At 51.0% G+C, this 25817-nt stretch carries 19 protein-coding genes, 1 pseudogene and 1 CRISPR repeat array; of the genes and pseudogenes, 14 read left to right on the forward strand and 6 right to left on the reverse strand.

Features of this window, described 5'->3' with window-relative positions:
- Positions 1-269: 269 nt before the first annotated feature.
- From ACIDITHRIX25_RS87975 to ACIDITHRIX25_RS87990, 4 genes are read right to left on the reverse strand one after another with little or no spacing between them, the layout of a single operon-like run.
- Complete coding sequence (locus ACIDITHRIX25_RS87975; protein ID WP_201732329.1) at positions 270-1352, reverse strand: queuosine salvage family protein; 1083 nt, start codon at positions 1350-1352, stop codon at positions 270-272.
- Positions 1349-2146, reverse strand: a complete 798-nt coding sequence (locus ACIDITHRIX25_RS87980) for an SDR family oxidoreductase (protein WP_201732330.1) — start codon at positions 2144-2146, stop codon at positions 1349-1351. The genes ACIDITHRIX25_RS87975 and ACIDITHRIX25_RS87980 overlap by 4 nt, the downstream gene beginning before the upstream one ends.
- Entirely contained in the window at positions 2143-2916 is a 774-nt protein-coding gene (gene mftE / locus ACIDITHRIX25_RS87985) for a mycofactocin biosynthesis peptidyl-dipeptidase MftE (protein ID WP_200891276.1), read from the reverse strand. Before mftE ends, ACIDITHRIX25_RS87980 begins: the two co-directional genes overlap by 4 nt.
- Positions 2913-3722: an adenine nucleotide alpha hydrolase family protein gene (locus tag ACIDITHRIX25_RS87990; RefSeq protein WP_201732331.1), complete on the reverse strand. Its 810-nt coding sequence runs from the start codon at positions 3720-3722 to the stop codon at positions 2913-2915. Before ACIDITHRIX25_RS87990 ends, mftE begins: the two co-directional genes overlap by 4 nt.
- A 1163-nt stretch (positions 3723-4885) precedes the next feature.
- On the opposite strand from ACIDITHRIX25_RS87990, the gene cas3 reads away from it, so the two are divergent.
- The 14 genes and pseudogenes from cas3 to ltrA all read left to right on the forward strand — a co-directional run bounded on the left by cas3 (position 4886) and on the right by ltrA (position 23207).
- Positions 4886-7651, forward strand: a complete 2766-nt coding sequence (gene cas3 / locus ACIDITHRIX25_RS87995; protein WP_201732332.1) for a CRISPR-associated helicase Cas3' — start codon at positions 4886-4888, stop codon at positions 7649-7651.
- On the forward strand, positions 7648-9264 hold the full coding sequence (locus ACIDITHRIX25_RS88000; RefSeq protein WP_201732333.1) for a type I-E CRISPR-associated protein Cse1/CasA: 1617 nt from the start codon (positions 7648-7650) through the stop codon (positions 9262-9264). Before cas3 ends, ACIDITHRIX25_RS88000 begins: the two co-directional genes overlap by 4 nt.
- Complete coding sequence (locus ACIDITHRIX25_RS88005; RefSeq protein WP_201732334.1) at positions 9261-9794, forward strand: type I-E CRISPR-associated protein Cse2/CasB; 534 nt, start codon at positions 9261-9263, stop codon at positions 9792-9794. Before ACIDITHRIX25_RS88000 ends, ACIDITHRIX25_RS88005 begins: the two co-directional genes overlap by 4 nt.
- 43 nt (positions 9795-9837) lie before the next feature.
- On the forward strand, positions 9838-11058 hold the full coding sequence (cas7e, locus tag ACIDITHRIX25_RS88010) for a type I-E CRISPR-associated protein Cas7/Cse4/CasC (RefSeq protein WP_201732335.1): 1221 nt from the start codon (positions 9838-9840) through the stop codon (positions 11056-11058).
- Positions 11058-11828 (forward strand): type I-E CRISPR-associated protein Cas5/CasD, encoded by a 771-nt coding sequence (gene cas5e, locus ACIDITHRIX25_RS88015; protein ID WP_201732336.1) that lies wholly within the window; start codon positions 11058-11060, stop codon positions 11826-11828. Before cas7e ends, cas5e begins: the two co-directional genes overlap by 1 nt.
- Positions 11825-12466, forward strand: coding sequence for a type I-E CRISPR-associated protein Cas6/Cse3/CasE (gene cas6e, locus ACIDITHRIX25_RS88020; RefSeq protein WP_201732337.1), 642 nt, complete (start codon positions 11825-11827; stop codon positions 12464-12466). Before cas5e ends, cas6e begins: the two co-directional genes overlap by 4 nt.
- A 32-nt stretch (positions 12467-12498) precedes the next feature.
- On the forward strand, positions 12499-13431 hold the full coding sequence (gene cas1e, locus ACIDITHRIX25_RS88025) for a type I-E CRISPR-associated endonuclease Cas1e (RefSeq protein WP_201732338.1): 933 nt from the start codon (positions 12499-12501) through the stop codon (positions 13429-13431).
- A gap of 2 nt (positions 13432-13433) precedes the next feature.
- Complete coding sequence (gene cas2e, locus ACIDITHRIX25_RS88030; protein WP_201732339.1) at positions 13434-13724, forward strand: type I-E CRISPR-associated endoribonuclease Cas2e; 291 nt, start codon at positions 13434-13436, stop codon at positions 13722-13724.
- Between the two features lie 21 nt (positions 13725-13745).
- A CRISPR array of direct repeats spans positions 13746-17006; the repeat unit is 29 nt; unit sequence CTCTTCCCCGTACACGCGGGGGTCATCCC.
- Positions 17007-17126: 120 nt separating this feature from the next.
- Complete coding sequence (locus ACIDITHRIX25_RS88035; RefSeq protein ID WP_201732938.1) at positions 17127-17495, forward strand: Druantia anti-phage system protein DruA; 369 nt, start codon at positions 17127-17129, stop codon at positions 17493-17495.
- Complete coding sequence (locus ACIDITHRIX25_RS88040) at positions 17488-18177, forward strand: transposase family protein (protein WP_201732340.1); 690 nt, start codon at positions 17488-17490, stop codon at positions 18175-18177. The genes ACIDITHRIX25_RS88035 and ACIDITHRIX25_RS88040 overlap by 8 nt, the downstream gene beginning before the upstream one ends.
- A complete protein-coding gene (locus ACIDITHRIX25_RS88045) occupies positions 18156-18455 on the forward strand; it encodes an ISAs1 family transposase (protein ID WP_201732341.1) in 300 nt (99 codons plus the stop codon). The genes ACIDITHRIX25_RS88040 and ACIDITHRIX25_RS88045 overlap by 22 nt, the downstream gene beginning before the upstream one ends.
- Before the next feature lie 264 nt (positions 18456-18719).
- A pseudogene (locus ACIDITHRIX25_RS88050) lies at positions 18720-19663 on the forward strand (IS1595 family transposase).
- A gap of 15 nt (positions 19664-19678) precedes the next feature.
- On the forward strand, positions 19679-21355 hold the full coding sequence (locus tag ACIDITHRIX25_RS88055) for a putative transposase (protein WP_201732342.1): 1677 nt from the start codon (positions 19679-19681) through the stop codon (positions 21353-21355).
- A gap of 583 nt (positions 21356-21938) precedes the next feature.
- Complete coding sequence (gene ltrA / locus ACIDITHRIX25_RS88060) at positions 21939-23207, forward strand: group II intron reverse transcriptase/maturase (protein ID WP_201732343.1); 1269 nt, start codon at positions 21939-21941, stop codon at positions 23205-23207.
- 113 nt (positions 23208-23320) lie between these two features.
- On the opposite strand, the gene ACIDITHRIX25_RS88065 is transcribed toward ltrA, so the two are convergent.
- Together ACIDITHRIX25_RS88065 and ACIDITHRIX25_RS88070 are read right to left on the reverse strand one after the other, a co-directional pair.
- A complete protein-coding gene (locus tag ACIDITHRIX25_RS88065; RefSeq protein WP_201732344.1) occupies positions 23321-25369 on the reverse strand; it encodes an IS1634 family transposase in 2049 nt (682 codons plus the stop codon).
- Complete coding sequence (locus ACIDITHRIX25_RS88070) at positions 25312-25515, reverse strand: IS1634 family transposase N-terminal domain-related protein (RefSeq protein ID WP_201732276.1); 204 nt, start codon at positions 25513-25515, stop codon at positions 25312-25314. Before ACIDITHRIX25_RS88070 ends, ACIDITHRIX25_RS88065 begins: the two co-directional genes overlap by 58 nt.
- Between the last annotated feature and the right edge of the window lie 302 nt (positions 25516-25817).

Genomic DNA, 25817 nt, shown 5'->3' on the forward strand with positions numbered 1-25817 from the left:
GAAGTGGTCACGCATCGATTGGACGTTTTCATTTGCCGATGGTCGCTATCCGTTATTGCGAACAGTGGATCACTTGATCTAGTTCTATGTTCGAGGCAATGCCAAGGTGAGCTTGACGGGGATTTTATGGGTGAGGTTCAAGAAAAGGGCTTCATGGGTATTTTCTCAGTATCAATGGATCATGATCGATTCAGATCTCAAGGAGTTTTGCCAAAGTCCCTTCGAAGGGCCACTTGGGTAAAACAGAAGTCGATTCAGTAGAAGCCGATTCAATAGAAGATACTTTTGCACTTATGTGATAGTGACAGTCTGTATTTGCCCGATAACAACGGATCATGTTTTGAGGTCCAAATTGCGGCGTCAATTTGATTGGGATAAAGAGTAATTCCATCACCCAGGAGCTTTGCGTGAATCATCTCCACACTTTGAATAGTTGCTGCACGAATCTCTACCTCCGCCCATGAGCTATATTCGAGGCGCCCCCCTAGTTGAATGTGACTCTCTAAAGCGGGGTCATATTCTAGGACTTTTTCAACCCGAAGGACATGTGGAAGTGAATTATCAGCAAATGCAGTAAGCTTGTGGATCCCTGAAATGCAAAAAGGTATTTGAGCGACATCTAGATTTTTGTGGTGGAAGCGCCAAATCATATCGAGATCCGAGAGGATTATCTGTGCCTTTTTGAGGGGGTAAAAAGCTATCTCATTGATCTCATAGTAATCAGCCAAGGCTGGTAACTCAATTAGAGTCTTGAGGCAGTCATCAACATCGCGGTTTAGGTACTTTGCGAATTCGACAAAGCTGTCGGCGAAATTACCTTCTAAGTACATACCCAGTTCGTTTACAGCTTTTACCAGGAGATCTATCAAAATTGATACTTGAGGTGAAGGATCTCTTTGTTGGAGGATCTCGGTCATTTGGTCCGAAGTGATGGTGGTTAGGTGAGATGGTTTGAAAGGGTAGTGATCCACGAAATATGAGGTAAGCCCCTGTGCGAAGGTGAGATAGCCAGATCCAGTTGAATTTTTTTGAAGATCCTTGAAGTATCCAGAGCCAAAGTTGAGATAATCAACGACTATTACAAATGCAAAGCTGGCGATTGGGTCGCTCAGAATCCAAAATCTAGGGTCTAACTCTTTGTCGTAGTCGATTGCATATTGCAGAAGTCGATCGCTATATGAATTTAAATGAGCTTCATTGATTGTGACCCATGAAGACGACAAGGAAAGTTCTTTAGCGCCACTTCGGATATCGCTTGTTCCGCTAAATCTTTTGGGAGAGATTGCGACCTTGAGCGGGGTTACAAAAGCCGAATTATCCTGATTGGGGCTGGATGGGAGCCGTGTTGTCAAAGGTGCATTCCAGCATCGACAAAGATTTCAGCTCCGGTGATGGCAGAGGCAGCCGGTGACAATAGAAAAGAGATAGCTTCTGCTATCTCTTTTGGATTGATTAGTCGACCCAGGGCATGGTGTATTGAAAACTCTTCTACGTCGCTAAGGCCATAAAGGACAGCCGATTGATCCAACATTGCACCCCTGGTTGATCCCGGACAGACCCAATTGACATTGATTTGATCGGGTGCCAGCTCTAGAGCAAGGGTTCGTAGGTATGCAACCATTGCGCCCTTAGCAGCGCAGTAGGCACCAATTCCACCGAGTGCCTTTGAAGCTGCAACCGACACAACCGCCACAATTGATACGCTTGAGCTGCGCTCTTTTGTCTCTTTCATGAGAGGTATGAAGGAGGTGATGGCGTTGTGTAGCACCACTAAGTTAGCATCGATCATCGATAGAAGTTCTTGTGTTGAGGTCTCAACCAGCGACTTTCCACCAAGAATTGCACCTGCGGTAATGGCAAGTTGATCAATGGGTCCCATATCATCTTGTATTTGGGTTGCGATACGGGCTAAATCAGCACCATTGGTTGCATCCGCACCATATCTGCTGATCTTTTCCTCAAGATCACCATAGGTAGCGCTTTTGATATCTCCCATTTGATATCCAAAGCGCATCGTCACTTCACTAAAGTCGACTACTGCACATCTACGTCCTGATGATGCGGCGATCTTCGCGACCTCGGCTCCGATGCCTCGTGCTCCACCTAGTACAACTAGGCAACCTTGATCTGTCGTTAGATCACTCATAGGGTAGGCCAATTGATCGCTTTAGGTGGGATAGACTTATAAAACCGATCGTAGGTCTCGATCAGTGCATCACTGAAAGCTCCTAAAATGGCTGCACCTTCAGTGGCGCTTGAGCCGGTTGGGTCGCCTAAAACACCGTTCTTTGAGACCGCAGATACCCCTAGGTTGCGCATGACTTCCATGATCTCTGAAGGCTCAGCGACACTACCGGGCCTAGCCAGGCTCATCTGTACTAATTCAGGAACCAACGCTAACATTGCGGAAGTTTCTGTTCTTCCAGCATGAAGATCTGGAGCCTCCATCCCCTGGGCGCCACCTGGTCCGCTCCATCGATAGGCTGCTTTTTGAAGAATCTCAAGGGTGGGCCACCAGGCGGTTGCGAACCTGCCTTCGCTTCTAAGTTTTTGGACCGCTTTTGCCATTGCCTCTACGTTACCCCCATGAGCGGTGACAAAGATGATTCCAGCAAAGTGATCGACGCTTCTACCTAATTCTAAAAGGACGAGTTCGAGGGCATTTTGGCCAATTGATAAGGTGCCTGCAAAGGAGGAGTGTTCGCCGCTGGAGCCGAAGTTGACGCTAGGTGCCAAAAGAGTGCTCTCGGCTCGACGTGTTGCGAGTGCCTCGGCCAGCGCGATGGTCATAATTGAGTCGGTAAATAGAGGTAGATGCGGGCCGTGTTGTTCGGTGGATCCCACCGAAAGAATGATCACTGACCTCTCGGCAACGGCTGCAACCTCGGGGTGGGTCATCTGAGCCAGAACCCTCAATTTGACTCCTTGTGGCGCGAGACTGCCTCTAGGACTATCTCTGCGGCTGAGTCGGGATTAACTTCAATTAGTTCACGTCGTCTAGCATCTATCGCCCCTCCCATTAGGGATCTAATGCGCATTATCGCACGATCTCCAATTGGGCTTTGTGTGATAGTGGTTGGCGCACTTCGCCCTTGGTCATCTAGATACCAGGTAGCAGGTAGGCCATTTGAATCTTGTAAGCCCACAGTTTCAATTTGAGCTGCTTTAGCCTCGATCAAAGTGATCAGATCTCCGCGTATTTCAATATTTGTTGGGGCGCATCCAAGTGCGATTGGTAGCTGTGTGAACTCCGAGAGGAGATGTGAGCTTCCATCAAAGTGCTCAATCGTGAACTTGCCTTTGGTCTGTTTTACCCCTTCGACGCCAAAGAGGTACCCTATGGATAAGTTTCCAGCTACAATTGCGCCAAAGAGGCCACTTCCAGTATCTGCTGAATAGTCTCCAAATAAGAGAGCCATTGGAGCTATTGATCTGATTAGCGATGCCAATTGATCCTTATACACAAAGGCTGCACCTTGGGATGGGTCACCAATGGCTAGGATCGCTCGATCGACTCCTAGGCTAAGCGCCTCTAAAAGTGCATCTTGGTCATGCGCTTCACCTAGGGTTATCGCGATGGTTTTACCGCCGGAGGTGCCACTTAGATCCCTTGCTATGGCGATGGCATTTCGTTCTGATGGAGTTAGACCCCCAAAATATCGTCGGGAGGTGTGATCAACCTTGCGATATGAGTTTTTTACAAAGACAATCGTGTCCTTCAATTGGCAACCTCCGGTCTTTATTATTTAATTCTAGGACAGATTATGAAGTTATGTGACTTTTACAAAAGAGTCGATTCGCAAAAAAATATAGTTAAAAACTATAAAGATAAGCATTTTCTTGATTGTATTCTTATTAATTTGGATTAGATATCATGCCAGTACTGATCCGGTTTTATTTAGAAGCGCCAATAAATGATCTAAATCCCAGATTGCACGTATCGAACGATCCAACTCTCGGATCTTCTTTTCGATTCTTCGCCAAAGGCCAAGGCAAAGGCCAGCCATCTTTCCGCGTGCGTCATGAATGAAAGAGGTTGTAAATCCGCTACAAGCTGATAACAATCATACTGCAATGCTACATAGATGATGGACCTACGCCCTCCGGGATCGCCCTCCGGGATCGCCCTCCGGGAGGAGATTCCAAACCACCTTATCGATAATGGCACGGGGCGTTGTCCATAGAGCGTTGTCCATAGAGCGTTGTCCAAAGAGCGTTGTCCAAAGCGGTACTAAAAAAGTTAGAGCAATGACTCTTTCACCCTAGGTGTCAAGGGAGTTGGCATCTATTCGAATAGAATACCAACCATGCAGGGCGAGAACTAGAGGCCTGAGATCTCAGAGGGAAGGTGGGTATAAATCACGCCACAAGTCCGTCATCGATCAACACAGCCAGGAGGTTTCCTATTTGCGAGCTCCAATGGTCCGTTGCGTGACGATAGTGCGACGATTTTGTTATCCAGCTTCGATCTCATGAGTCCAAAGATATTTAGGATTGTCAATTAGTTAGCCAAATTGGCAGACCCAAGTGTGGTCATTTGATCTAGTTGCCGACTTGTCGTCGGCAACTAGATCAAAATTTCGCCACGGATAAGTCGATCAATGAGGAACCTAAATTAACTAGATTTTGGCGGCACGAAGGTGCCAGAAAACCATTAATCCGAAACTAACCAAATGTGCCAACTATCTTGACACTCACCGCCCGTGAGCAGTGATTTTCACCTCGCCGCAGCAATGCCTACGCTACCGGTTGACCGTACAAATAATCACGATCTAGACGTACGCACTGATCTACCAGATTTAAAACTCAATGTGTCACACCCATTTGATAAGATTCGTGCCGGCCAGGCTTGGAAAAGATTGAGAAGGGAAAGGAGATCTAGACAATGGAAGCATGGGGGAAATACGGTAATAACGCTGATAGCACACCTTATCCGTTAATCGCTCATCTTCTCGATACCGCAGCCGTTAGCACGGTTCTGTGGGATAGTTGGATCAGTAATCCCGTCCGGGATCTTATCGCCCCCTTATTTGGGAGCGATCCCCGAGCCGGAATTGCACTATTGGCTGGTTCCCACGACTTAGGTAAGCTCGACCCGCTATTTCAGGGTCAGCTTCTTATGCCGAGTTCTCGTCGAGAGAAGTTCGCTAGGTTTATTGCTGACCTAGGCTTACCTGTCCCTAACGAGGACTTGGTTAACGAATTCTCGAAGTACTCACAGTCATTGCGGGGGCACCTGCGACATGAAGCACTTAGTGCCCACATTCTTGAGCGACGAGAAACGCCCAGGTGGGCCTGCGCCGTTATAGCTGGACATCACGGCCGATACCAGTCCGACCTATCTTTTATGCAAACAGCCCGCATTAGGCAGCATCGCAAGACACTCGACGATAACGATTGGAACCGTCTCCATAATCACCACCTCTCAATTTTATACGAGGCATTGGGCGTAAACTCCGGCGGACTTCGGGAAAGCTTGCCCTTGGGATATGGAGCAGTCATTCCTATACTGACAGGTCTGGTTGTGCTCGCCGACTGGTTTGCAAGTGACGAAGCTTTTGTGTCCTCCGCACCTCTTGAGAAGTTGCAGGCCAACCCACGCTCTTATCTCAATGCTCGGACGGTGCAAGCCGAAACATCCCTTGATCGATACCTTGGTCGTCCCGTGCATAAGTGTGGAGAATTCAAAGACCTGTTCACATTTGAGGCGGACCGACCCGTTCAAGAGTGGGCTAACGAAGTCTCTCATGGCCCCGGCCTCACCATCGTAGCAGTCCCGACTGGAGAAGGAAAGACTGAAACGGCACTATGGATCCATTCGGTCCGACCAGACCTCAACGACGGGCTCATGTTCGCACTTCCAACCACCGCGACAGCCGATGCTATGTTTGACCGAATCCGCACCTTCTTTGAAGACACGAAAGCCCTCGCTCATCTCACCCACGGTCGAGCTATCTTGAACGCCTTTTACGCCGAAAGCGCTGCAAGTCCAACGGGTATTTGTGACGAAGACAGCGCATATGCCGATGTCGATTTGAAGACAGGGCTCCGACCGAGTAGCTGGTTTAGTGGTCCGCATCGCGGTCTCACAGCACCCGTCACTGTTGGCACGTGTGACCAGGTGCTTGCAGCATCTCTATCCCATAAGTACTTGCCGCTCCGGCTTGCATCGCTGGCGAACAAGCACGTGATCCTTGATGAGATCCACACGTATGACCCTCATCAGCAGCGGCTGTTAGTCCGTCTACTCGGTTGGCTAGGGTTCTGCCGGAGCCGGGTGACGTTGCTGTCCGCAACACTCCCCCGCCAACGACTCATTGAATGCGTGGACGCGTATCTTGAAGGTTGGAATCGGTTTGATGAGAACGCTATCTCCATCAACAATCAACTAGCAGATTATGTGTATCCCGCCGTAGTACGTACAACACCAGAAGGCACCCTTGATTCCGTCAATCTCACTTCATATCGAACATACGTCCATGAAATAATAGTTCAGCCGATCAAAGGAATTGATGACGCTTTCGACCGTGCTACAGCCAAATTAGCCCATGATCGATGGGACCCTGGTAAAAACCAGCGCGTCGCCCTTATTGTCAACACCGTCAATCGGGCACAGCGGGTCGCACATCTGCTACGAGAAATGGGCCACGATGTACTACTTTTGCATTCAAGGATGACCGCCAACCAACGTGCCGAGGCTACATCAAAGTTGATGGGCAGATGCGGCAAGAAGGCCGGACAAGGGTCGATAATGTTCGTAAGTACCCAGATTGCTGAATCGAGCCTCGACATAGACGTCGACTTGTTGATCACCGATATCGCTCCTATGTCCAGCTTGATCCAACGGTTTGGCCGCCAGTGGCGACACTCACAAAATTCCGCTGACGGAAATTGGGTACACCCATCCCATCTGCAATACCGCTCGGGCAACCCGCTGGCGATCATATTAGTTTCGATGAATGACGAAGGAAGACTCCATGACCATGGCCACTATCCCTATACGAGGGCTGAGATCAACAAGACACTCAATGAGACTGCGGCTCTTGATGGTGGCAACCGAACTGAACTTCGGATCCCAGGAGACGTCCAAGCCGCAGTTGACGCGGCGAACGTCTCCTGGAATGACTTGGTGAGTGCCAACGACGAAAGTGTAGGCGAACTCACTAACCATCTTGCGCGTGTTGTCTCCGCTGCACAGACTGCAAAATTCGCCGGAGTCGACGCCAGTTCACTAGCCGTAGACTGGCGAGAGGCCAGCCATTGGGAAGACAACAGCACGCTCCACCAAATGACAGTTGGAACCCTTTGGAACGATGAAGCGGTAACTCGGATGCGCGAAGGAGAAACCGTCCAGGTGCTCATTTACGACCCGAGTGGGCAAAATCCTTACGCATTGCCTTATTTCGCTGACTCCATCAAAGCGGTCTCCGGAAAGGCGCAAATCAAGGAGATCCTGGGCTACGTCATCCCAGTATCAGGAGTCTTGGTCAGAGACCTGCGCACGGCAGCCCAGCCATTAATCCCATCTGGGTGGGAGAACCACCCATCCCCTCTGATTCAATCCCTACTCCCGATCCCCGTAGCATCGCTGGCCGGGATTGCAGAGCTGACAGCAGATGGACTCGTCAAAACAGAAATGAGGAATAAGTGAGCACCATAACCCCTGAGACCGGTGCAAACATATTACGACACCAACTACTGGAGGCACACGCAACCCCACAAGTCGATCTTGTTTCGAAGCAGTGGATTCCCATAATCGACCTCACGGGAAACGTCCGACAAGTAGGCGTTGAGGATCTCTTGCTTCACGCCCATGAAATCAAAGACCTAGCAGAGCCCGACCCAATCGTCCGAGCAGCGCTACGTAGGTTTATTCAAGCACTCGCCGCGCAGACAGTTCGTCTGGCGGGAGCAAATCATACCAGATGGTTAGGCCAAGCTGAGAATAACTCCGGATTTACGGAATGTGAGGTAGCTGCATTAATCGCAGACCAGCGTAAACACCTTTGGCTCTATCACCCGGAGTTCCCGTTCCTCCAAGACATCCGACTCATCGAGGCGTTAACCAACCCAGAGGCGCTTTCTGTTGATGAGCTTACGGCTCACCTGCCGGGGCGAAACGAAGCTGCATGGTTCGTAAAGTTTAACGATCCACTAAGTGGCAAAGGTATTGAACCCGCCGCCGCCGCCCGAGGGCTGGTTGCCCGTTGGTTCTACCATCTGCCCGGTAACTCGTCGTCCGTGCTGACTCCTCCGGACGGAACCAATGGCGCTCAGTCAGGCGGGGCATTCTCGGAGGGGAAAGCAACAATCACCCATGCATTTCGTGTGAGCCAGTGGAGCCTGGCGACGACGTTGCTGCGTAACCTTACTGCTGACATGGTTAAAAAACCAGCCAATGAGTCTTATGCAGGTCCAGCATGGTCGCATAAGAATCGCAGTGCAATTAGTCACGATGCGCTGTATCTCTCCACCCTAACCGCTTCCTCGACGTTGCTTACCTCCATGGGGGTCGTCGGACACATCAAGCTGCTGGTCCGTGGTCCTATCCCACAGAACAAGGAGACCGTAAGACAAGCAAGGGAAGGCGCCCTCCAGGTAGACCCACATCGGATCATCATCCAATCAACAAAAAAGAACAGAAAGCTTGATACTCGAGTGATCCGTAAAAGTCCGTCTACGCATCCATTGTGTATTTTGGATTCGATACACCGGGAGGCGCTCACGACCGCACAAGGGCATTTACGAGGCATTATCACCGACGGAGACTTGTGGCTCACCGGAGCAAATGGACGTCACGACGAAACTATAGAACTCTTCCTCGCCGATAAACAGGGTAACCCTGCTAGTCCTAAGTGGTCGGAGGTGCGAACGGTCAATCTTCTCGCTGCGCATATGGATCCAGAAACCTCTGAATTCCAGTTCTTGATACCAATCCTCACCGAATGTTTTGACAATAAGAATGGCATTATGGACAAGCTGAAGTGGGCTATCTGTGATGCATTAAATGATAACAAACCGAAGGACCGCAGCGATGCAACTAATCGCTTGGTGAAAATAGCACAAGGTAGATGGTTGGAACTAGCGGCCGCTCAGATCGAATACGCCGCTGTCAACCAAGCACCGACCGACAAAACAAACCACGCGCTCTATGCGAATGCTCGCGAAGTATTCCAAGAGGTCTTAAGACCGTACGGCGCCACCACACGTTATGCTGCCTCGGTTGTTCGAGCACAAAAACACATATGGGAGAAAAGATCATGACCGATGTACCATCACCACAACGCGACGCTATCACCACCCCTACCCCAACCAATGCCCCAGCAAGCGGATACGTAACATGGCTCTTGGAGGCACGCCGACAATCATCCACCCGCAATGCATTGCGGTACGGTGGAATTGACGCGACAGCCGACCGAGCATATCCGTACCTTGCGCGCTTCTGGGAAGGTACCCCCTGGCTCAAAACTCCGTTACTTCTCCATGCATCAGCCGCCGCAACCTTCTCACACATCGGGCAGGCAAATGGAGTCAGCTTTGGCCATCTCGCCAAGGCCCTTCAGTCCCGCGGCGTAATACAAGAAGAGACAATCGGAGCTCGACTACTTGCGGTCCAGACTATGTCATTACCTAACGCTCATCGGCTTCTATCGGGACTGCTCCACGCTGCAGATAGCGAGGAAATCGCTCTGGATTGGGCTTCAGCATGGGACACCTACCGTTGGTGGGACCAACCGAACCGGAAACGCAGACGAATAACACGGCGAAACCTAATAGAAAGCTTCTACTCATAAAAATGAAATGTGAAATGTCAATCTTTGAAATGAAAGGTAAAGAATGAACTCGTTAAATATTCACATCCTGTTCTCGTATGCGGCAGGTAATCCAAATCGAGACGATGCCGGGTCCCCGAAGGCGATAAGTTATGGCGGAGCGATAAGAAGTCGCATATCGTCTCAAGCAATGACCAGGCCAAAACGAATCCAATTTGAGGCTAAGACGGATGGCGAGAAAACTCACCGCTCTATTTTGGTCGGCAATGAAATAGCACGGATGGCAGAAGCAATTCTCACCAGACAAGGCACCATCGTCGATGAGAAACTCCAGGCAATGTTGTTCAAAGGCGCTACTAAATCAGCGTTAAGCTTGGTTATGGATCCAGGTAAAGCAGACAAAAAAGCTGACGCACTCCTCCTGAAGCCAAAGAAGGAAACAGGTGCAGAGGAAGGTTCCAAAAAGACTACTACCGAAGAAGCTGAAATTGGCAACACCTTGGTTTGGCTCGCTGAATCCGAGATCAATGAGGCGGCCCTTAAATTGGCCAACAAATATGACGAGACTATTGACCCTTCAGCCTACGTCAACCCTCAACGAACGCGGAGCCTGAGTATCGCTGCGTTTGGCCGGATGTTCGCACAGCGTCCCGATCTCCAGAATGAGGCGGCAATCCAACGTTCACATGCTTTCACTACTCACGAAAGTGAAATTGAGGTGGACTACTTCACCGCTGTTGACGATATGCGGGTCTCCGACCGAGGAGCAGGACACATTGGCATTACCATGCTCACCGGCGGCGTCTACTACTGGCACTGCAACGTCGATTCTGGGCAACTGTTCGCGACCTGGTCGGCTGCCAACGAAGAGGGGGCACGAGATAGGCTCATCGCCCTGTTCGTTGCCTTGTTCGAGACTTTACCCACCGGAAAGCAGAACACCACTGGATATCAGGGACTCCCGTCCATCGTCCTTGCTGTCCCCGCACACTCTGCCGTAAGTCTCCAAACTGCATTTGAAACTGCTATCACAAGTAAAGATGATGGATATCTCCAGCCATCGGTCAAAGCACTACTCGAGGAACATCATGTAGTTCAACAAGCCAAGCCAAGCCACTTTGGTCAGGCCGCAATATCACTGGCGGCCACGGCATCTAAAAAGGCTCTGGACGAAACTAACTTTGACCAGACATTGATAACCATAATGGACCTTGATCATCTTGCGGAGTGGTGTGCGGATCACCTGCTTGCCGAACGTCCTACTGACTCGAACCAGGAGTGCTAATGTCTACAATCGTAGCCCGTTTAGCCGGTCCATTGCAGTCTTATGGTGAGCAGACTCGGTTCAGTGCCCGAGGCACGTTGCCCTTTCCGACTTATGGAGCACTGATTGGGCTAGCTCGTGCCTCCCTTGGCCTTGGTCGCCAAGTCGAGGTGGAAGCCTCCCAATGGTTGCGAAACCTGTCAATGGCAATCCGGGTAGACAAAGCCGGGACGTTGATGGTGGATTATCAGACCATCAACCCACCGAAAACCTCTGCTTATGCCTGGTTAAACACCAGTGACCGGAAACGGGTCGAACACACAATACCTACTGGATCGGGTGGAGCATGGGTAATTAAACATCGAAGGCCTCCGATGGAAACAGAGCGCAGCTATATCACTGACGCATCTTTCACTTGGCTCATTGAGGGTAACGACGACGAGATAGACCGGCTAGGGAACGCACTGATGGAACCCAGATGGCAACTGTCACTTGGACGAAAAGCATGTGTTCCAGATTGGCCGTTGTTGCTCGGAACCACCGACCTACCGATGATGCAAGCCGCGGCTGTCGTTCCGGCAATTGGAAGTAAAGAGGGCCGGTTGAAGATGCACATCCTTGCTGGAACGAAACCCCCGGACGCTCATACGGTAACGTACGCTGACGACCCCATCGGTAGTCACCCTCATGATGGCTACCGATACCGGGAACGCCACATAATTGACATCACACCACCGGTTCTCAGAACTAGACGAGAACTATTGAATTGGGCAAAGGAGAACCTTCGATGACAACCGTCACAAGCGAAAAAATAATCCCGGACAATACAACAATCATCCTGACACGCGTTCCTCTTGCTTTCCCTCCACTCGCTGAAAGGGTCAGGGATTGGTCCGACCGAGACGCTATGCATCGAGCCGTCATGACCTTGTTCGATCCACAGCTACCAGGAGATGCAGGGTTACGTCGAGCTGCGTCTTCGATCCTCTTTCGAGTCGAAGGCGATCAACGGAACCCCTATCTGCTTATCCAGTCGCATGTCGCACTCGCAAGCATGAGCGACAGTTTGGTCACAACGGATCTGTCTGGACTCATCCCGCGACTAGCACCTGGCACCGTTGTGATGTTCCGGATCGATATAAATGCCGTCCGTTGCCAATCCAGATCGACACGCCGTCTGCCGATTCCAGAGCCGGAGATCCCCGAGTGGTTAACCGGCACAACGATGAGTCGAGGTCTAAGTGAGATAGCAGTGGACGACCTCAAAGTGAGAGTCTTGCGAGCTGGAAGAACGCCTTTGAGAATCGCTCGCATCGATGGAAATGCGGTTGTCCGCGATCAAGGAGCGTTGGTTGCATTACTTGATGAAGGCGTTGGGCGAGCTAAGGCCTATGGCTGTGGCCTCCTGAGCGTCCTGCCAATCGGATGAATGACTCTCCAACAATAACATGAGGAGTACCTATGCCTTACTCTGACGGGGCGATGCGTCTGCTTCGTCCCTCTATCAAAGACTTACCACAGCTCACCGACCGAGTGAGCTTCCTCTTTCTTGATCGAGCCCGAATCGAGCAGGGGAGGACCGGCCTAGAGGCATGGACGGAATCTCCAGAGAAGGAGGCCAAACGCACCGCAATCCCTGTAGCCACACTCGCTCTTTTGGCGCTGGGTCCCGGTACCAGTATCTCTGCACCAGCGATGGCCATGCTATTTCGATCTGGCACTGTGGTCATCTTCACTGGAGCCGACGGAATGATCGGCTATTCCTCTGCCCGATCTTTGGCTACGAATGGCAAGTGGGCTGCGGCACAGGCGCGATTGTGGGTTGACCAGACGCAGCGCAAGGCGATCGCCCGTCGGCTCTACCTTTACCGTTTCCCCGAACAGGCGATTCCTGAAGGTGTCAGCCTCGACGTTCTACGGGGTCTTGAAGGCCAAAGTGTCAAGCAAATCTATCGCAACATGGCTAAAGCACACCATGTCAAGGGATTCCACCGGGTGACAATCGACGCTCAAGACCCGATCAATATAGGTCTCAATCGGGCCAACTCCCTTTTGTACGGCGTAGCGTTGAGCGTATGTTCTGCCTTATGCCTCAACCCTGCACTAGGTTTTATTCACGACGGTGCGGCTGGTGCTTTCCTTTATGACTTGGCCGATGTATTCAAGGTACGCATTTCTATACCAGTGGCATTTGAGGCCGCAGAAGACAATGAACCCATGAAAGTGCTTGGGGGTCTATTACGGAGGTCTCTCCATCGCCACAAGGTTTTGGATGAGATGTTTAGCATGACACAAGACCTATTGGCCGAAGGATGTATCCCACACGATGGGGAGGACCGTTTGCTTGGAGACGGCGGATTTGTCCCTGGTTTGAAGAATTGGCATCTGGAGTAGGTATGTTCATTGTCTTAGTTGTTGAGTCTGTGCCGGATCATCTCCGAGGCTATTTAGAGAGATTCCTATGTGAGGTGCGCACCGGAACATATGTCGGGACGCTATCGTCGCGTGTCATTGACCAGATGTGGGAAGCGACAATTACCCACGCAGGTCCGGGAGATGTCGTAATGGTAAATCCCGAGAATACAGAGTGCGGATTTCGCGTTCGAGCTAGGGAGCATCCACGATGGCAGCTTGTAGATCACGATGGGTGGTTACTGCCGCAAGTATCAAGCTATCATTCCGACTAATATAAGAGCAGGTCGAGAAGGCTCTTCCCCGTACACGCGGGGGTCATCCCTTATAAATTCATGGTTTCTATCGCCTATTGACCTCTTCCCCGTACACGCGGGGGTCATCCCTATCGAACTACCACTTTTTACAGTTACAGGTGCTCTTCCCCGTACACGCGGGGGTCATCCCTTGAATTCTATAGCGGCTAAGCTTGGTGTGAGGCTCTTCCCCGTACACGCGGGGGTCATCCTCGTTCCCTGTGGAAGTAAGTTAGGAACTTTAGCTCTTCCCCGTACACGCGGGGGTCATCCAGATCCAAATACCACTGAGTTACAAGATCTGTGCTCTTCCCCGTACACGCGGGGGTCATCCCTGGTATCGAGGCGTTAGTAATATTTGCATCCACTCTTCCCCGTACACGCGGGGGTCATCCCTGAGGATTACACCAGCGGTAAATGTCCATACGCTCTTCCCCGTACACGCGGGGGTCATCCCTTGGTCTGGTTCGACGCGTCGCAAACCGTTATCTCTTCCCCGTACACGCGGGGGTCATCCCTCTCGGAATTGGAGCCGAAACCTCTTACGGCTCTCTTCCCCGTACACGCGGGGGTCATCCCTCAAAGAATCGAAGACGCGCTTATGGGCGTAGCTCTTCCCCGTACACGCGGGGGTCATCCCTTGGAAAACCCGCGGGATATCTTGCGGTCATCCTCTTCCCCGTACACGCGGGGGTCATCCCAAAGCATGGTTGAGACTCAGACTCTAGTCTCCCTCTTCCCCGTACACGCGGGGGTCATCCCTCCCTAGCTTTGCGGGCGTAGGTTTTGTACAGCTCTTCCCCGTACACGCGGGGGTCATCCCCAGGCGAAGGCTAATGCCTCGTGGTCTACCAACTCTTCCCCGTACACGCGGGGGTCATCCCGAAAGCTCCAACAACGTTTCGGTAATTGATGCCTCTTCCCCGTACACGCGGGGGTCATCCCCGTACATCGTTCTGACCCACTGCTCAGGCTCACTCTTCCCCGTACACGCGGGGGTCATCCCATCGGCACCAAGCTCGATTCCGCAAAAGGGAACTCTTCCCCGTACACGCGGGGGTCATCCTAACAATGTGCGATGACTACGGGAAAACGTTTTCTCTTCCCCGTACACGCGGGGGTCATCCTTCGACGGTATCGCCAACCCAACCGTCATGACGCTCTTCCCCGTACACGCGGGGGTCATCCTCAACGACAAAGCTACCAATGCCACAACCCCAGCTCTTCCCCGTACACGCGGGGGTCATCCCTGAGTTCTCTCCAAAAGAATTAGCGCTTCATACTCTTCCCCGTACACGCGGGGGTCATCCCTCCACCAGTTGAGACTCTATCCATCTGGGCTCTTCCCCGTACACGCGGGGGTCATCCCTTTTTGGGCGAGTACCAAGAGACGATTCAACGCTCTTCCCCGTACACGCGGGGGTCATCCCATAGCCATTGCCATAGGCGACGCCATTAGAGTCTCTTCCCCGTACACGCGGGGGTCATCCTTTGAGCCGCGCTTCCCGAAGCCTTGCCATAGGCTCTTCCCCGTACACGCGGGGGTCATCCCTAAAGCTTCCTTGAAGAACGATGAGCTGAGAGCTCTTCCCCGTACACGCGGGGGTCATCCCTTTTGCTCGAAGCCGTCTTAGGCAGCATGTCACTCTTCCCCGTACACGCGGGGGTCATCCCGCGCCTTCCTCGACGCCTGGCATGTATGCAGGCTCTTCCCCGTACACGCGGGGGTCATCCTATTAGTTGCCATGGTGATATATGTACCAACTACTCTTCCCCGTACACGCGGGGGTCATCCCTAAAGCCAGAGGAAGACGCCAAAATGTTACAGCTCTTCCCCGTACACGCGGGGGTCATCCCGAATCAAGGTTTTACATTGGCGGCAACGGATTCTCTTCCCCGTACACGCGGGGGTCATCCCTAACAAACATTTTCAGAGGACAACCGGACAATCTCTTCCCCGTACACGCGGGGGTCATCCCTCGTGGTTCTTATCTCCAATAGACACGCTAGACTCTTCCCCGTACACGCGGGGGTCATCCCATTAGTCAAGCTTCGCGACTGGCAGCAGGACACTCTTCCCCGTACACGCGGGGGTCATCCCAAGATCAGAAGCCTGCATTGTCCCAGACCAACCTCTTCCCCGTACACGCGGGGGTCATCCCTTTGAAGAGATATTTAACTGCTCATGCAGGGACTCTTCCCCGTACACGCGGGGGTCATCCTTAAAATTGGCTTCTTTTCCCTCTTAGCAGCTGCTCTTCCCCGTACACGCGGGGGTCATCCCGCTATCTGATGCGCTTCGTCATAAATCACAAGCTCTTCCCCGTACACGCGGGGGTCATCCCTTATACTGCGCCTGTTCAACAGCTTCCGTACGCTCTTCCCCGTACACGCGGGGGTCATCCCTCCTAATGAGGAGTTACAAAGGAGATAGGGAGCTCTTCCCCGTACACGCGGGGGTCATCCCTTCCATTATACCACTTTCTTGTAGTCGATACTCTCTTCCCCGTACACGCGGGGGTCATCCCTCATCGAGCTTGCGCCTAAAGGCCTACCCAAACTCTTCCCCGTACACGCGGGGGTCATCCTAGGTCAAACACAGCTATTACCGCCCAACCAAAGCTCTTCCCCGTACACGCGGGGGTCATCCTTTCTTCCTCAACAATTAGGGGGGAGGAGGCAACTCTTCCCCGTACACGCGGGGGTCATCCCTGTATAGGTAACACCATTGGCAAAGCCAGTATCTCTTCCCCGTACACGCGGGGGTCATCCCTTGCATCCCTGCTTGCTTCAATATCACAGATCCTCTTCCCCGTACACGCGGGGGTCATCCCATACCCATTGCCATAAGCAACGCCATAAGGGTCTCTTCCCCGTACACGCGGGGGTCATCCCATCCGAGTGGCGCTCGGCCTCTAAACCACGATCTCTTCCCCGTACACGCGGGGGTCATCCCAATGGTGTCTACCCCGTCGGATATAGCGAAGACTCTTCCCCGTACACGCGGGGGTCATCCCGCTAACAAAGGCGAACCGTTAGAACAGGTAGCCTCTTCCCCGTACACGCGGGGGTCATCCCCGCCGAGGCTTGGATCAGCGTTTATCGCCGAGCTCTTCCCCGTACACGCGGGGGTCATCCCACTATTGAGGCTAGCGCTGTTCCAGGTGCACCCTCTTCCCCGTACACGCGGGGGTCATCCCATGGCTTATCGCAATCGCCGCCGATAGGGAAGCTCTTCCCCGTACACGCGGGGGTCATCCCGCCACCTATAGCGTTGCCAGCAACATTAAATTGACCCAGGATCAGCAACATTAAATTGACCCACCCCCCAGTACGTCGTGACGAGGTTCCCAGCTTCAATAGACTTTTAGATGAGTACCACTGGCTCGGCCACAACCTCGTCGGCGAGGCTATCCGCTACATCGCTCTGAAGACGAACGCGTTGTCGCTCTGGTCGGCTTCGGGTCTGCTGCGCTGAGCCTTAGTGCGAGGGATCGCTATATCGGCTGGAAACCCGAGATCCAGTTCCGCCGACTGCGCTATGTGACGAACAACCAACGATTCTGCGTTCTCCCTGGCCAAAGCAGGCCGAACCTCGCCTCTGCTGTGTTGTCGCGGGTACTGCGCAGGCTTTCCTCGGACTTCGTTCACAGCTACGGGCATCCGGTGCTGTTAGTAGAGACCTTCACTGATCCAATGCGCCACGCTGGCACCTGCTACAAGGCTGCGAACTTCACCCAAAGTGGGTGAGAGCCTCGGATATGGGAGGCGCAACGGTACCTATGTACATCACGGGCAAAAGAAGACCTGTTGGCTCTACCCGCTCCAGAAGAATGCGCCAGCTATTCTCTCGGGCGACTTCGACCATCCACTACTCAAAGGAGACAAGACGGCTACGATGGTTGACTTGAACCGGCTGGTGATTGACGGAGACCTCGGTCTTATCGCAAGACTCCAAACGCTTCCTGACCATCGTAAACCAAGGGGGATTCGACATCCGCTCTCCTCAATCCTCACGGTCTGTGTCGCTGCAATGGCCTCTGGGTGTCACAATGCGACCGAAATCGCAGAGTGGGCAGCTGATCTCCCTGAAGACGCACTTGCCCGGCTCTCTGTGCGGCGAAGCCCACAAACCGGACGTGCTGTCCCTCCGTCTGAGCCGACGGTGCGTCGGACCCTCAATGCAATCGACAACCAGGCACTAGATAGCCTCGTCTGCGAAGTGCTCCAAGAGCTTGTTGGTACTACCCGCAGCGATGACAAGAAGAAACGCAAGAAAGACAATGACAAAGATCAACTTCCCACCAACAGCGACACCGAAGGCACTGAGGCGTTCGGAGTTGGCTTTGATGGGAAGTATAACTACTCAATACTCAACTATGTGGTGCGATCAAAGAAGACGGCCGTTGCGTGCATCTCTTTTCTGCGATGACGCACCAAGAGCGTGTGGTAATTGCCCAGAGCGAGGTCGATCACAAGACAAATGAAATCAAGGCATTCAAGCCGCTACTAGAGGAGTTGGACCTCTTGGGCATGGTGGTGACAGTTGACGCGATGCACGCACAACGTGACCACGCAGAGTTCCTGGTCACCGAGAAGCATGCGGACTTTATCCTTCAGGTCAAGGCGAATCAGCCCAGCGCCTACAACGTGATTAGCACCTTGGAACAAGGGGCCTTCTCGCAACGTCACAACGTTACAACCTCATAACGAGACCGATAAGGGCCATGGACGCTACGAGACCCGCTCGATCCAGGTCTCAGACCTCCGGTAGTTGAGCCGCAATCCCTGTTTTGAACAGGGTTTCTTTTATGTTAGGAATTGCATAAGTCGTTCAATAGTGCTATGATAAGGAGATGAGAAAACGCCGAGAACAAATCGAATCATACTTATCAAGTTTCGTAAGTTTCGCCTCCACCGAGACCAGATTGGAGCTAATCTTTAGTAGAACAGATGTTCGATAAAGGAGGCATGGTGGATATCTCAGGCTTTATGGTACGCTTCGCTTCAGAGGAAGCATGTGAAGATCATTTGATCAAATTGCTTATGCTATGAGGGATTTAGATGCCCAAAGTGTGACTCTGACCAGTTTACCTTAATCAGGCCAAACCATCGAAGAAATGCAGCATCTCGAGCTCCACTTTTTCAATGTAAATCTTGTCACCGTCAAACTAGCGTTACCTCCGGAACCATCTTCCATCGAAGCCATATCTCTTTATCCAAGTGGTTCTCCGCTATCTATCTATTGTCCAACGACAAGCGTGGTCTTTCGGCTACTACCATTGCTAAATTCGTTCAAGTATCTTATTCGACTGGCTGGTTGATGCTAAATAAGCTACGAAAAGCAATGGCTGACCGAAATGGTTTATATAAACTTGGAGGAAACGTCCAGGTAGATGAGTTCTTTTTAGGTGGTGAGAGCCATGGTGAAGACTAAAGAGGAAAAGCAACGACCCAAACCAATCTCCTAATTTGAATATCGATTAGCAATGGTGCTCCTACTCATTGCTTCATGGAAGTAATCAAAGATACCACTGCTAAATCACCCAAAGATGTTTTTGTGAGACGTTGAGATTCTAATACCAAGCTGATAAGTGATGGTAACCCAAGTTACGGGGTATGTGCTGAAAGACCTTGGACTAGCGCACTGGTTCACTCTATCCAAAGACGAACAAGCACATGTAACATTCAAATGGCTCAACATCCTGATAGGGAACTGCAAGAAATTTATCGACGGAACATACCACGGACGTGAGGAACATAAGCAACTTTACCTCGAGGAATTCGCATACCGATTCAACCGAAGGCACTTTGAAATGTCCTTGGTAGAGCGACTTCTCAATACATGTGTGTTTGCGTCTCCACATCCGCTACTCCGCGAATCTGATTCCAAAATGGCTCTTGCTTACGAAACTTGATAAGTATGAATCGAATTGCTTCCGGGTATACCTGCGCCATTCAAGCTCACTAAGACGATGGTAAACGGCGAGATGGTGGTGAGCTGGGGGCCTCGGGCAGTTTTCGTCTACGATCCAGCGGACCTAGGAATGCGAAACTTGGCCATCGTGGCACTTACTTCGGCAGGAGCCTCGGGCATAGAGGTGGCTGCTCTCTTTGAGTTGCGACCCGAATACATCTCGAGATTGCGCGGCAGAGCATCCAAGGGCGGTTCCGCCGCTTTGGTCCCACCTATGGGACGACCCCGGCTTCTCAGTGATGAGGCGATTGCTCAGGCCTATGCCATGGCGGATGCAAACCGTCCAGGGACCGAGATCGCCGCTGCAATTTCGGTCTCGACCGCCACTGTGAGCCGTCTTCTGGCACGGCGAGTTCGCCCTGAGTCCGAACAACTACGCCTCAGTGTCATTGATGGGGTTGAAAAGCCCGATCAAGCAAACATAGAAGCCGAATCCGCCATAGTAAAGCCCGATCTTGGAAACAGTAGCGACACCGACAATCTAGTAGTTACCCGCATCAGCGATGGGATCCGCCAAAGTGCCTATGCAGGGGCGATGCTTTTGCATGGCTTTTTTGATCGAGTGGGTGCCAGTGCTGTGTTCGGTGTGTTGCCATCAGGTAGCGCACGCCGCTACGACGTGAGCGCCACGTTGCTTGTTGCAACCTTTGGATTCGCACTTGGTGCATCGTCACTAGAGGGAACCAAGCACCTATTGGACACTGACGCCGGAGCACTGGTCGGCTTGGAACGCTTTCCTCATCTTCGAACCCTGCGCCCCCGGCTCGCTGGCCTTGCCGAGGAGATTGATCCTCTTAGAGTACAAGTAGCTCTAGCCAAGGCAATGCTAGAGGCCGACGATAGCGCTCCGGAAGTGTTCTTTGTTGACGATCACTTCGTTGCCTATACCGGGTCTGCTCCACTGGCTAAAGGTTGGAATACCCGCCGACGACACGGCGAGCCAGGTAGGAACGACACGTTAATCGTCGATGAGAATTGGCGGGCCATCTGTTTTTCATCTGGAGCACCGTCGTCGCTCTCCAAAACCATGTGGGGTCCTCTTGAACAGCTACGGGTCATCTGTGGGGACCGCCCGGTGATGGTCGGCTTTGACCGGGGTGGTGCCTACCCCAAGGTCTTTGCCGAGTTGAACAAGGCCGGCTTCGACTGGGTCACCTATCGCCGTGCCCCTCTTGAGGTACCTAGTGTTTTACCTAAACACTCATGGGTAACCATAGATGGATATCGACACTACATCCAAGTAGCATCAGAGACTCTTCATCTAGAAGATGTCGGAGCGCTCCGCCAGATCAGCATCTATGAGGATGGTCAGGTGGCATTGCAGATCCTCACCTCTGATTTGGTGAGCAGTGCTGCTCGCCTAGCACACACCCTGAGATCGCGGTGGCGCATCGAAAACAGCTTCAAGTACTTACAAGACCACCACAGCATTGGTTGGTTGTGTGACTATCGCATGGATCGCCGCCCTAATGTAGCCAAGGTAACCAATCCCATGCGCACTCAAGCCCATAACGCACTCAAGAGCGCTGAATTAGCTGTTGCAGAGCTTGAGAGATCTATTGGAAGAAACGCTACTACCCAAACTTCGACGTGCGTCATGAATGAAAGAGGTTGTAAATCATGTAGAAGCTGATAACAATCACACTGCAATGCTACATAGATGATGGAGGTAGGCCCTCCGGGATCGCCTTTTGGGAGGAGATTCCAAACCACCGTACGGGGCATTAGCTAAAGACTGTTGTCCAAAGCGGTACGGAAAAGTTAGAGCAATGACTCTTTCAGGTATGAGTTAAGAAGACGAGTGAAAACAAACCACTGACGAAGCGTTCGAAATTGGTATGGATGATGTCGAAACCGAGGGACGTCGAACTTTCGGGACAACTTGGAGACTAACCCAATTAGTGCTCCTTGGGCATCCGGCGTGTAGGTGGCGTGAGCTTAACATCAGGCGTTTATGTGGAACATGAGAACCCAGTCCTAGACGTTCTTGGCTAAGCCCACATGGGCTAAGCCCAAAGATGAGGAAAAACCTACAAGTTGCAGATCAACAAGAGGGAAAGTACCAAATGCCTATGGATTGGGGGCGGACCATCCCGTAGTAGCTACGAAGTCCTTGTAATGAGGATGTAAGCCAAAGAGATGGAGTAAACAGCAGATCTAGTTGTAATTGGCAAATGAACAACTTCTCAAGGTAAAAGTTGAGGGGGAGGGATCAAATGTCAAGACCACGACAAGAAAAAGCTTTTGATATCGACAAGTACGTCGTACTTAAAGCATACAAAGAGGCAAAAGCCAATCGAGGAGCACCAGGGATTGATAAGCAGTCCATCTCAGTCTTTGAGATGGATCTAAAGAACAATCTCTACCAACTCTGGAATCGAATGGCTTCTGGAAGTTATTTTCCAGCGGCAACTAGATATGTCGAGATAGACAAGTCAGATGGCGGTAAAAGAATCCTAGGTATTCCAACCGTCAAAGATCGCATCGCCCAAGGGGTAGCTAAAGCCTACATAGAGCCAAGATTGGAAGAGGTCTTCCACGAAGACTCCTATGGTTACAGGCCGAATCGCTCAGCCCATGATGCCATTGAAAAAGCACGCAAGAGATGTTGGAAGTACGATTGGGTCATTGATCTAGATATCAAGGCCTTCTTCGACACAATAGATCATGAACTGCTGCTAAAAGCTGTCTCTATGCACGTATCAGAGCCATGGATAATTCTCTACATCAAACGTTGGTTGAAAGCTCCAATGCAAAACAAAGATGGACAACTAATAGATCGAGAGCAAGGATTACCCCAAGGCGGGGTGATTTCTCCGATTTTGGCGAATCTGTTCTTACATTACGCTTTTGACAAATGGATGGTAAAGAACTTACCCTATGCCCCGTTTGAACGATACGCGGATGACCTTTTGGTACATGTGGAAACAAAGAAACGAGCCGAAGAGATCCTAGAGGCTATAGGTCAGAGAATGACGCAGGTCAAGTTGGAGTTACATCCACAAAAGACCAAAATCGTCTATTGTAAGGACTCCAACCGTAAAGGAGAGTTCGAACAAATACGCTTTGACTTTCTAGGATTTACCTTTGCACCACGCTACGCCCGCAATAAGTTCAAGCAGCAGTTTAACAACTTCCTGCCAGCGGCTTCAGATAAAGCGGTAGAAGAAATGGGCAGAGAACTTAGGCGGTTTCGTATTCACCTCCAAACAGGCCAAACCATAGCCGAACTCGCCAGGCTTTACAACCCGGTGATCTTAGGCTGGATCAACTACTATGGACGCTTCTACAAATCCAGATTAGGCCAACTCCTCCGACGTATCAATATCTATTTGATTAGATGGGCACGCAAAAAGTACAGGCGACTTAGCATACGAGCAAATGCTTGGAAATACCTATCTCAAATAGCCGAACGTGAACCCAATCTTTGGGCTCACTGGTCATTTGGGGTAATACCAAAAGTCGGTTCGCTAGGAGCCGTGTGAATTGAGAGGTTCACGCACGGTTCTGTGAGAGCGGGGAGGGGAAGTTCCTCCCCGCCACTCGACAATCAACCTATTCTCCCAGCTAGTTGAGTATGTGGTCTTACGTTGGGACACTACAAATGCGTCGCAATGGTCTTTATCCGTTTAAGGGGATCACTAACTCCTAAGAGACGGTAGATCTCTTTGTGAACCGGCTCAGAAACACCACTAGTGCGGATGTGATAGACAACGCCTTTATCTGATGTAAGAACTATGGTGGCTCGGCGGTGACTGTTGAGTTGCTCTTTAATGGTTGACCATCTTCTCTTATCGTTATTTTGCCTCAAGGTCAGCTCAATAGCACTAAGGAGGTGATAGGCAAGTACTGAGATGAAGAGGTGAGCAGCAGTTCGGCTAGCTAGTTGATGATAGACCGGTCGAAGTCCAAGATCACTCTTGAGGGATCTAAAGGCATCTTCTACTTTAGTGAGAGTCGTATAGATATTCCAGATCTCACCTGCATCTAGCTCGCTATGGCTGGTGTCTATGACGTAGGCTCCTTGGAGATTATCATCTTTGGCTTTAGTGGGTTTTTCTGTAATAGTGAGATTGATTACTTTGTCAAAGCGTCTCTTTTTGATGATCTTGCCATGGTCTTGATGATATTCAAGGGATATCTCGTATTTGGAAGCAATACTTGGGTACTTGGCCTTGATGCGTCCGATACGCTCTGAGACAACTGTGGTCTTAGATATAGAACCCTTTGTGATTGAGGTATTCAACGAAGTGATATCTACTAAGAATCTCTCGTTAGCTTGACTAGAGATCGCTGATTCCTTCTTGGATCTCCCCAAAGAACGACACAACACCACGGTTGTGGTGTTGTTGTTGGAGGAAGAGGAGGAGATGGAGGTGGAAGAGGAGGAGATGGAGGTGGCGTTAGTATCAGTGTCGGTGCTGTCGCTGATATTGTTGCCGGTGGCACCATTACGGATATAGTCGTCAGTGTCGGTGCTGCTGTCGCTCTTGATGATTTTGGTGTCGGTGCTGCTGTCGCCCTTGCTGCTGCTGTCGCCGGTATTCTTGCTGGTGGCACCATTACTGCTATTGTCGTCAGTGCCGGTGTCTTCTTCTAGCGTTTGCACTTGTCCTTGTACTTGTGTTCTCACTCGCCCTTGTGGCTTTTGTGGTTCCACTTGGAGCTTTTTCACCAGTACTGGGGATCCTTGGGCATCGTAGATCTCGGTGAAGCCTTCCATCTCCATGAAATGGCTTCGATAGAGACTCTTTTTGTTAGCTCTCTCAATTACTACGTAGTTGAGATTGCGCTTAATGAGAAGTTCTAGGTTTGCCTTGGTAGCAATTCCCCTATCCATCACAATGGTAGGAACAACATCCCCAAAGAGAGATCCATCCGATAGAGACTCCAAGGCATCAAGTACGCTAATGAGAGTTCTAGGCTCAGAGGTATTGCCCTCATGTATCTCTGAGTAGATGGGTAGTCCCCGGTGATCAACAAGTAGTGCCAGAGAAACTAATGTGCAATCAAAACGCTTCTCTTTGGAATGTCCATGTTTAGCTAGGGAGTTCCCCTTAGTAGAACCTTCGAAGTAGGTGTTAGTTAGATCAAAGAGAAAGAGCCTGGTATTCGTCCTAAAGAGATCAGAGCTAGCTCTATAGAGTGCTGGCTCTATGACGCCTTTAGCGTCATAGAGCTTATCTGCAATTGCATAGACCTTATCCTTGTGAAACTTAGAGAGATCGATACCACATATCTCAGGTAGTGAAGAGTTGGAGTTGATATACGAATAGGTCTTTCGATCAGATCCAGGATGAATAAGACGAGCTATTATCGTTGCCTTGGCAATGCCAAGAGATTCACCCGATAGACCTGCACTCTCTAGGATCTTATCGAAGCTAAGAGCTTCATAGAATGAGTTTCCTATGAGTTCTGGACCGATACTTCTACTATTGATAGTCTTAGCACTAGAGAGATCTACCATCTCAAGGTCAGCCTCAGTAGCTCTTGTTTCTTTAGCGGCTGCAACTTCGGAACGAATTGCATACTTAGTGATTGCTAGATCTGCGTATCTGGCAATAATAGGATCTGATTCAAAGAGTGAGGTTACTCCAGAGAGTCCCAGGTAATAGCATTGGCAATTGCATTGGCCAGAGCTGGCCACAATGACTTATCCAGGTCCAGTTCGGTCAAGGTCATTACTATACGTTGACGGGGACCTTTTTCACAGCGGTAGGACTCAACGAGTTGGTACTTACTGTAGCTAACGCCGGTCTTTTTATTAACTGTTGGAGTTTCACGGATAAACACAACAAGACAATAGCACCATGTCAGAGCTAATGCAAGTCATAATCAAAACTACTCAAAAATTAGGACACTACATTCGCGACCCAAAAAGACCTAATACCCATCTACCAGGAAATCTATAAATCACCCAAGCCGAAAATCCTCAAAAATCAACTCAAAAGGGGCCAATTGGGGCGATTTTTCGGGAATTCTGCGAAAGATGGGCTAAGATTCCGACGCGGGAGTGCGAGTGCCAGTCTGGTTAAGCCGGGGCAGCTTTGATGGATATTTAAGGACTTTGCCTCGGCCTTGGTCGCCCGGCCACT

It is taken from the genome of Acidithrix sp. C25 (assembly GCF_904848545.2).

Bases quoted from the DNA above. Each gene is read 5' to 3' on its own strand.
- ltrA (WP_201732343.1), top strand. From the start codon at position 21,939: ATGTCAAGACCACGACAAGAAAAAGCTTTTGATATCGACAAGTACGTC.
- ACIDITHRIX25_RS88005 (WP_201732334.1), top strand. From the start codon at position 9,261: ATGACCGATGTACCATCACCACAACGCGACGCTATCACCACCCCTACC.
- cas1e (WP_201732338.1), top strand. From the start codon at position 12,499: ATGCCTTACTCTGACGGGGCGATGCGTCTGCTTCGTCCCTCTATCAAA.
- cas6e (WP_201732337.1), top strand. From the start codon at position 11,825: ATGACAACCGTCACAAGCGAAAAAATAATCCCGGACAATACAACAATC.
- cas2e (WP_201732339.1), top strand. From the start codon at position 13,434: ATGTTCATTGTCTTAGTTGTTGAGTCTGTGCCGGATCATCTCCGAGGC.
- cas7e (WP_201732335.1), top strand. From the start codon at position 9,838: ATGAACTCGTTAAATATTCACATCCTGTTCTCGTATGCGGCAGGTAAT.
- cas3 (WP_201732332.1), top strand. From the start codon at position 4,886: ATGGAAGCATGGGGGAAATACGGTAATAACGCTGATAGCACACCTTAT.
- ACIDITHRIX25_RS87980 (WP_201732330.1), bottom strand. From the start codon at position 2,146: ATGAGTGATCTAACGACAGATCAAGGTTGCCTAGTTGTACTAGGTGGA.
- cas5e (WP_201732336.1), top strand. From the start codon at position 11,058: ATGTCTACAATCGTAGCCCGTTTAGCCGGTCCATTGCAGTCTTATGGT.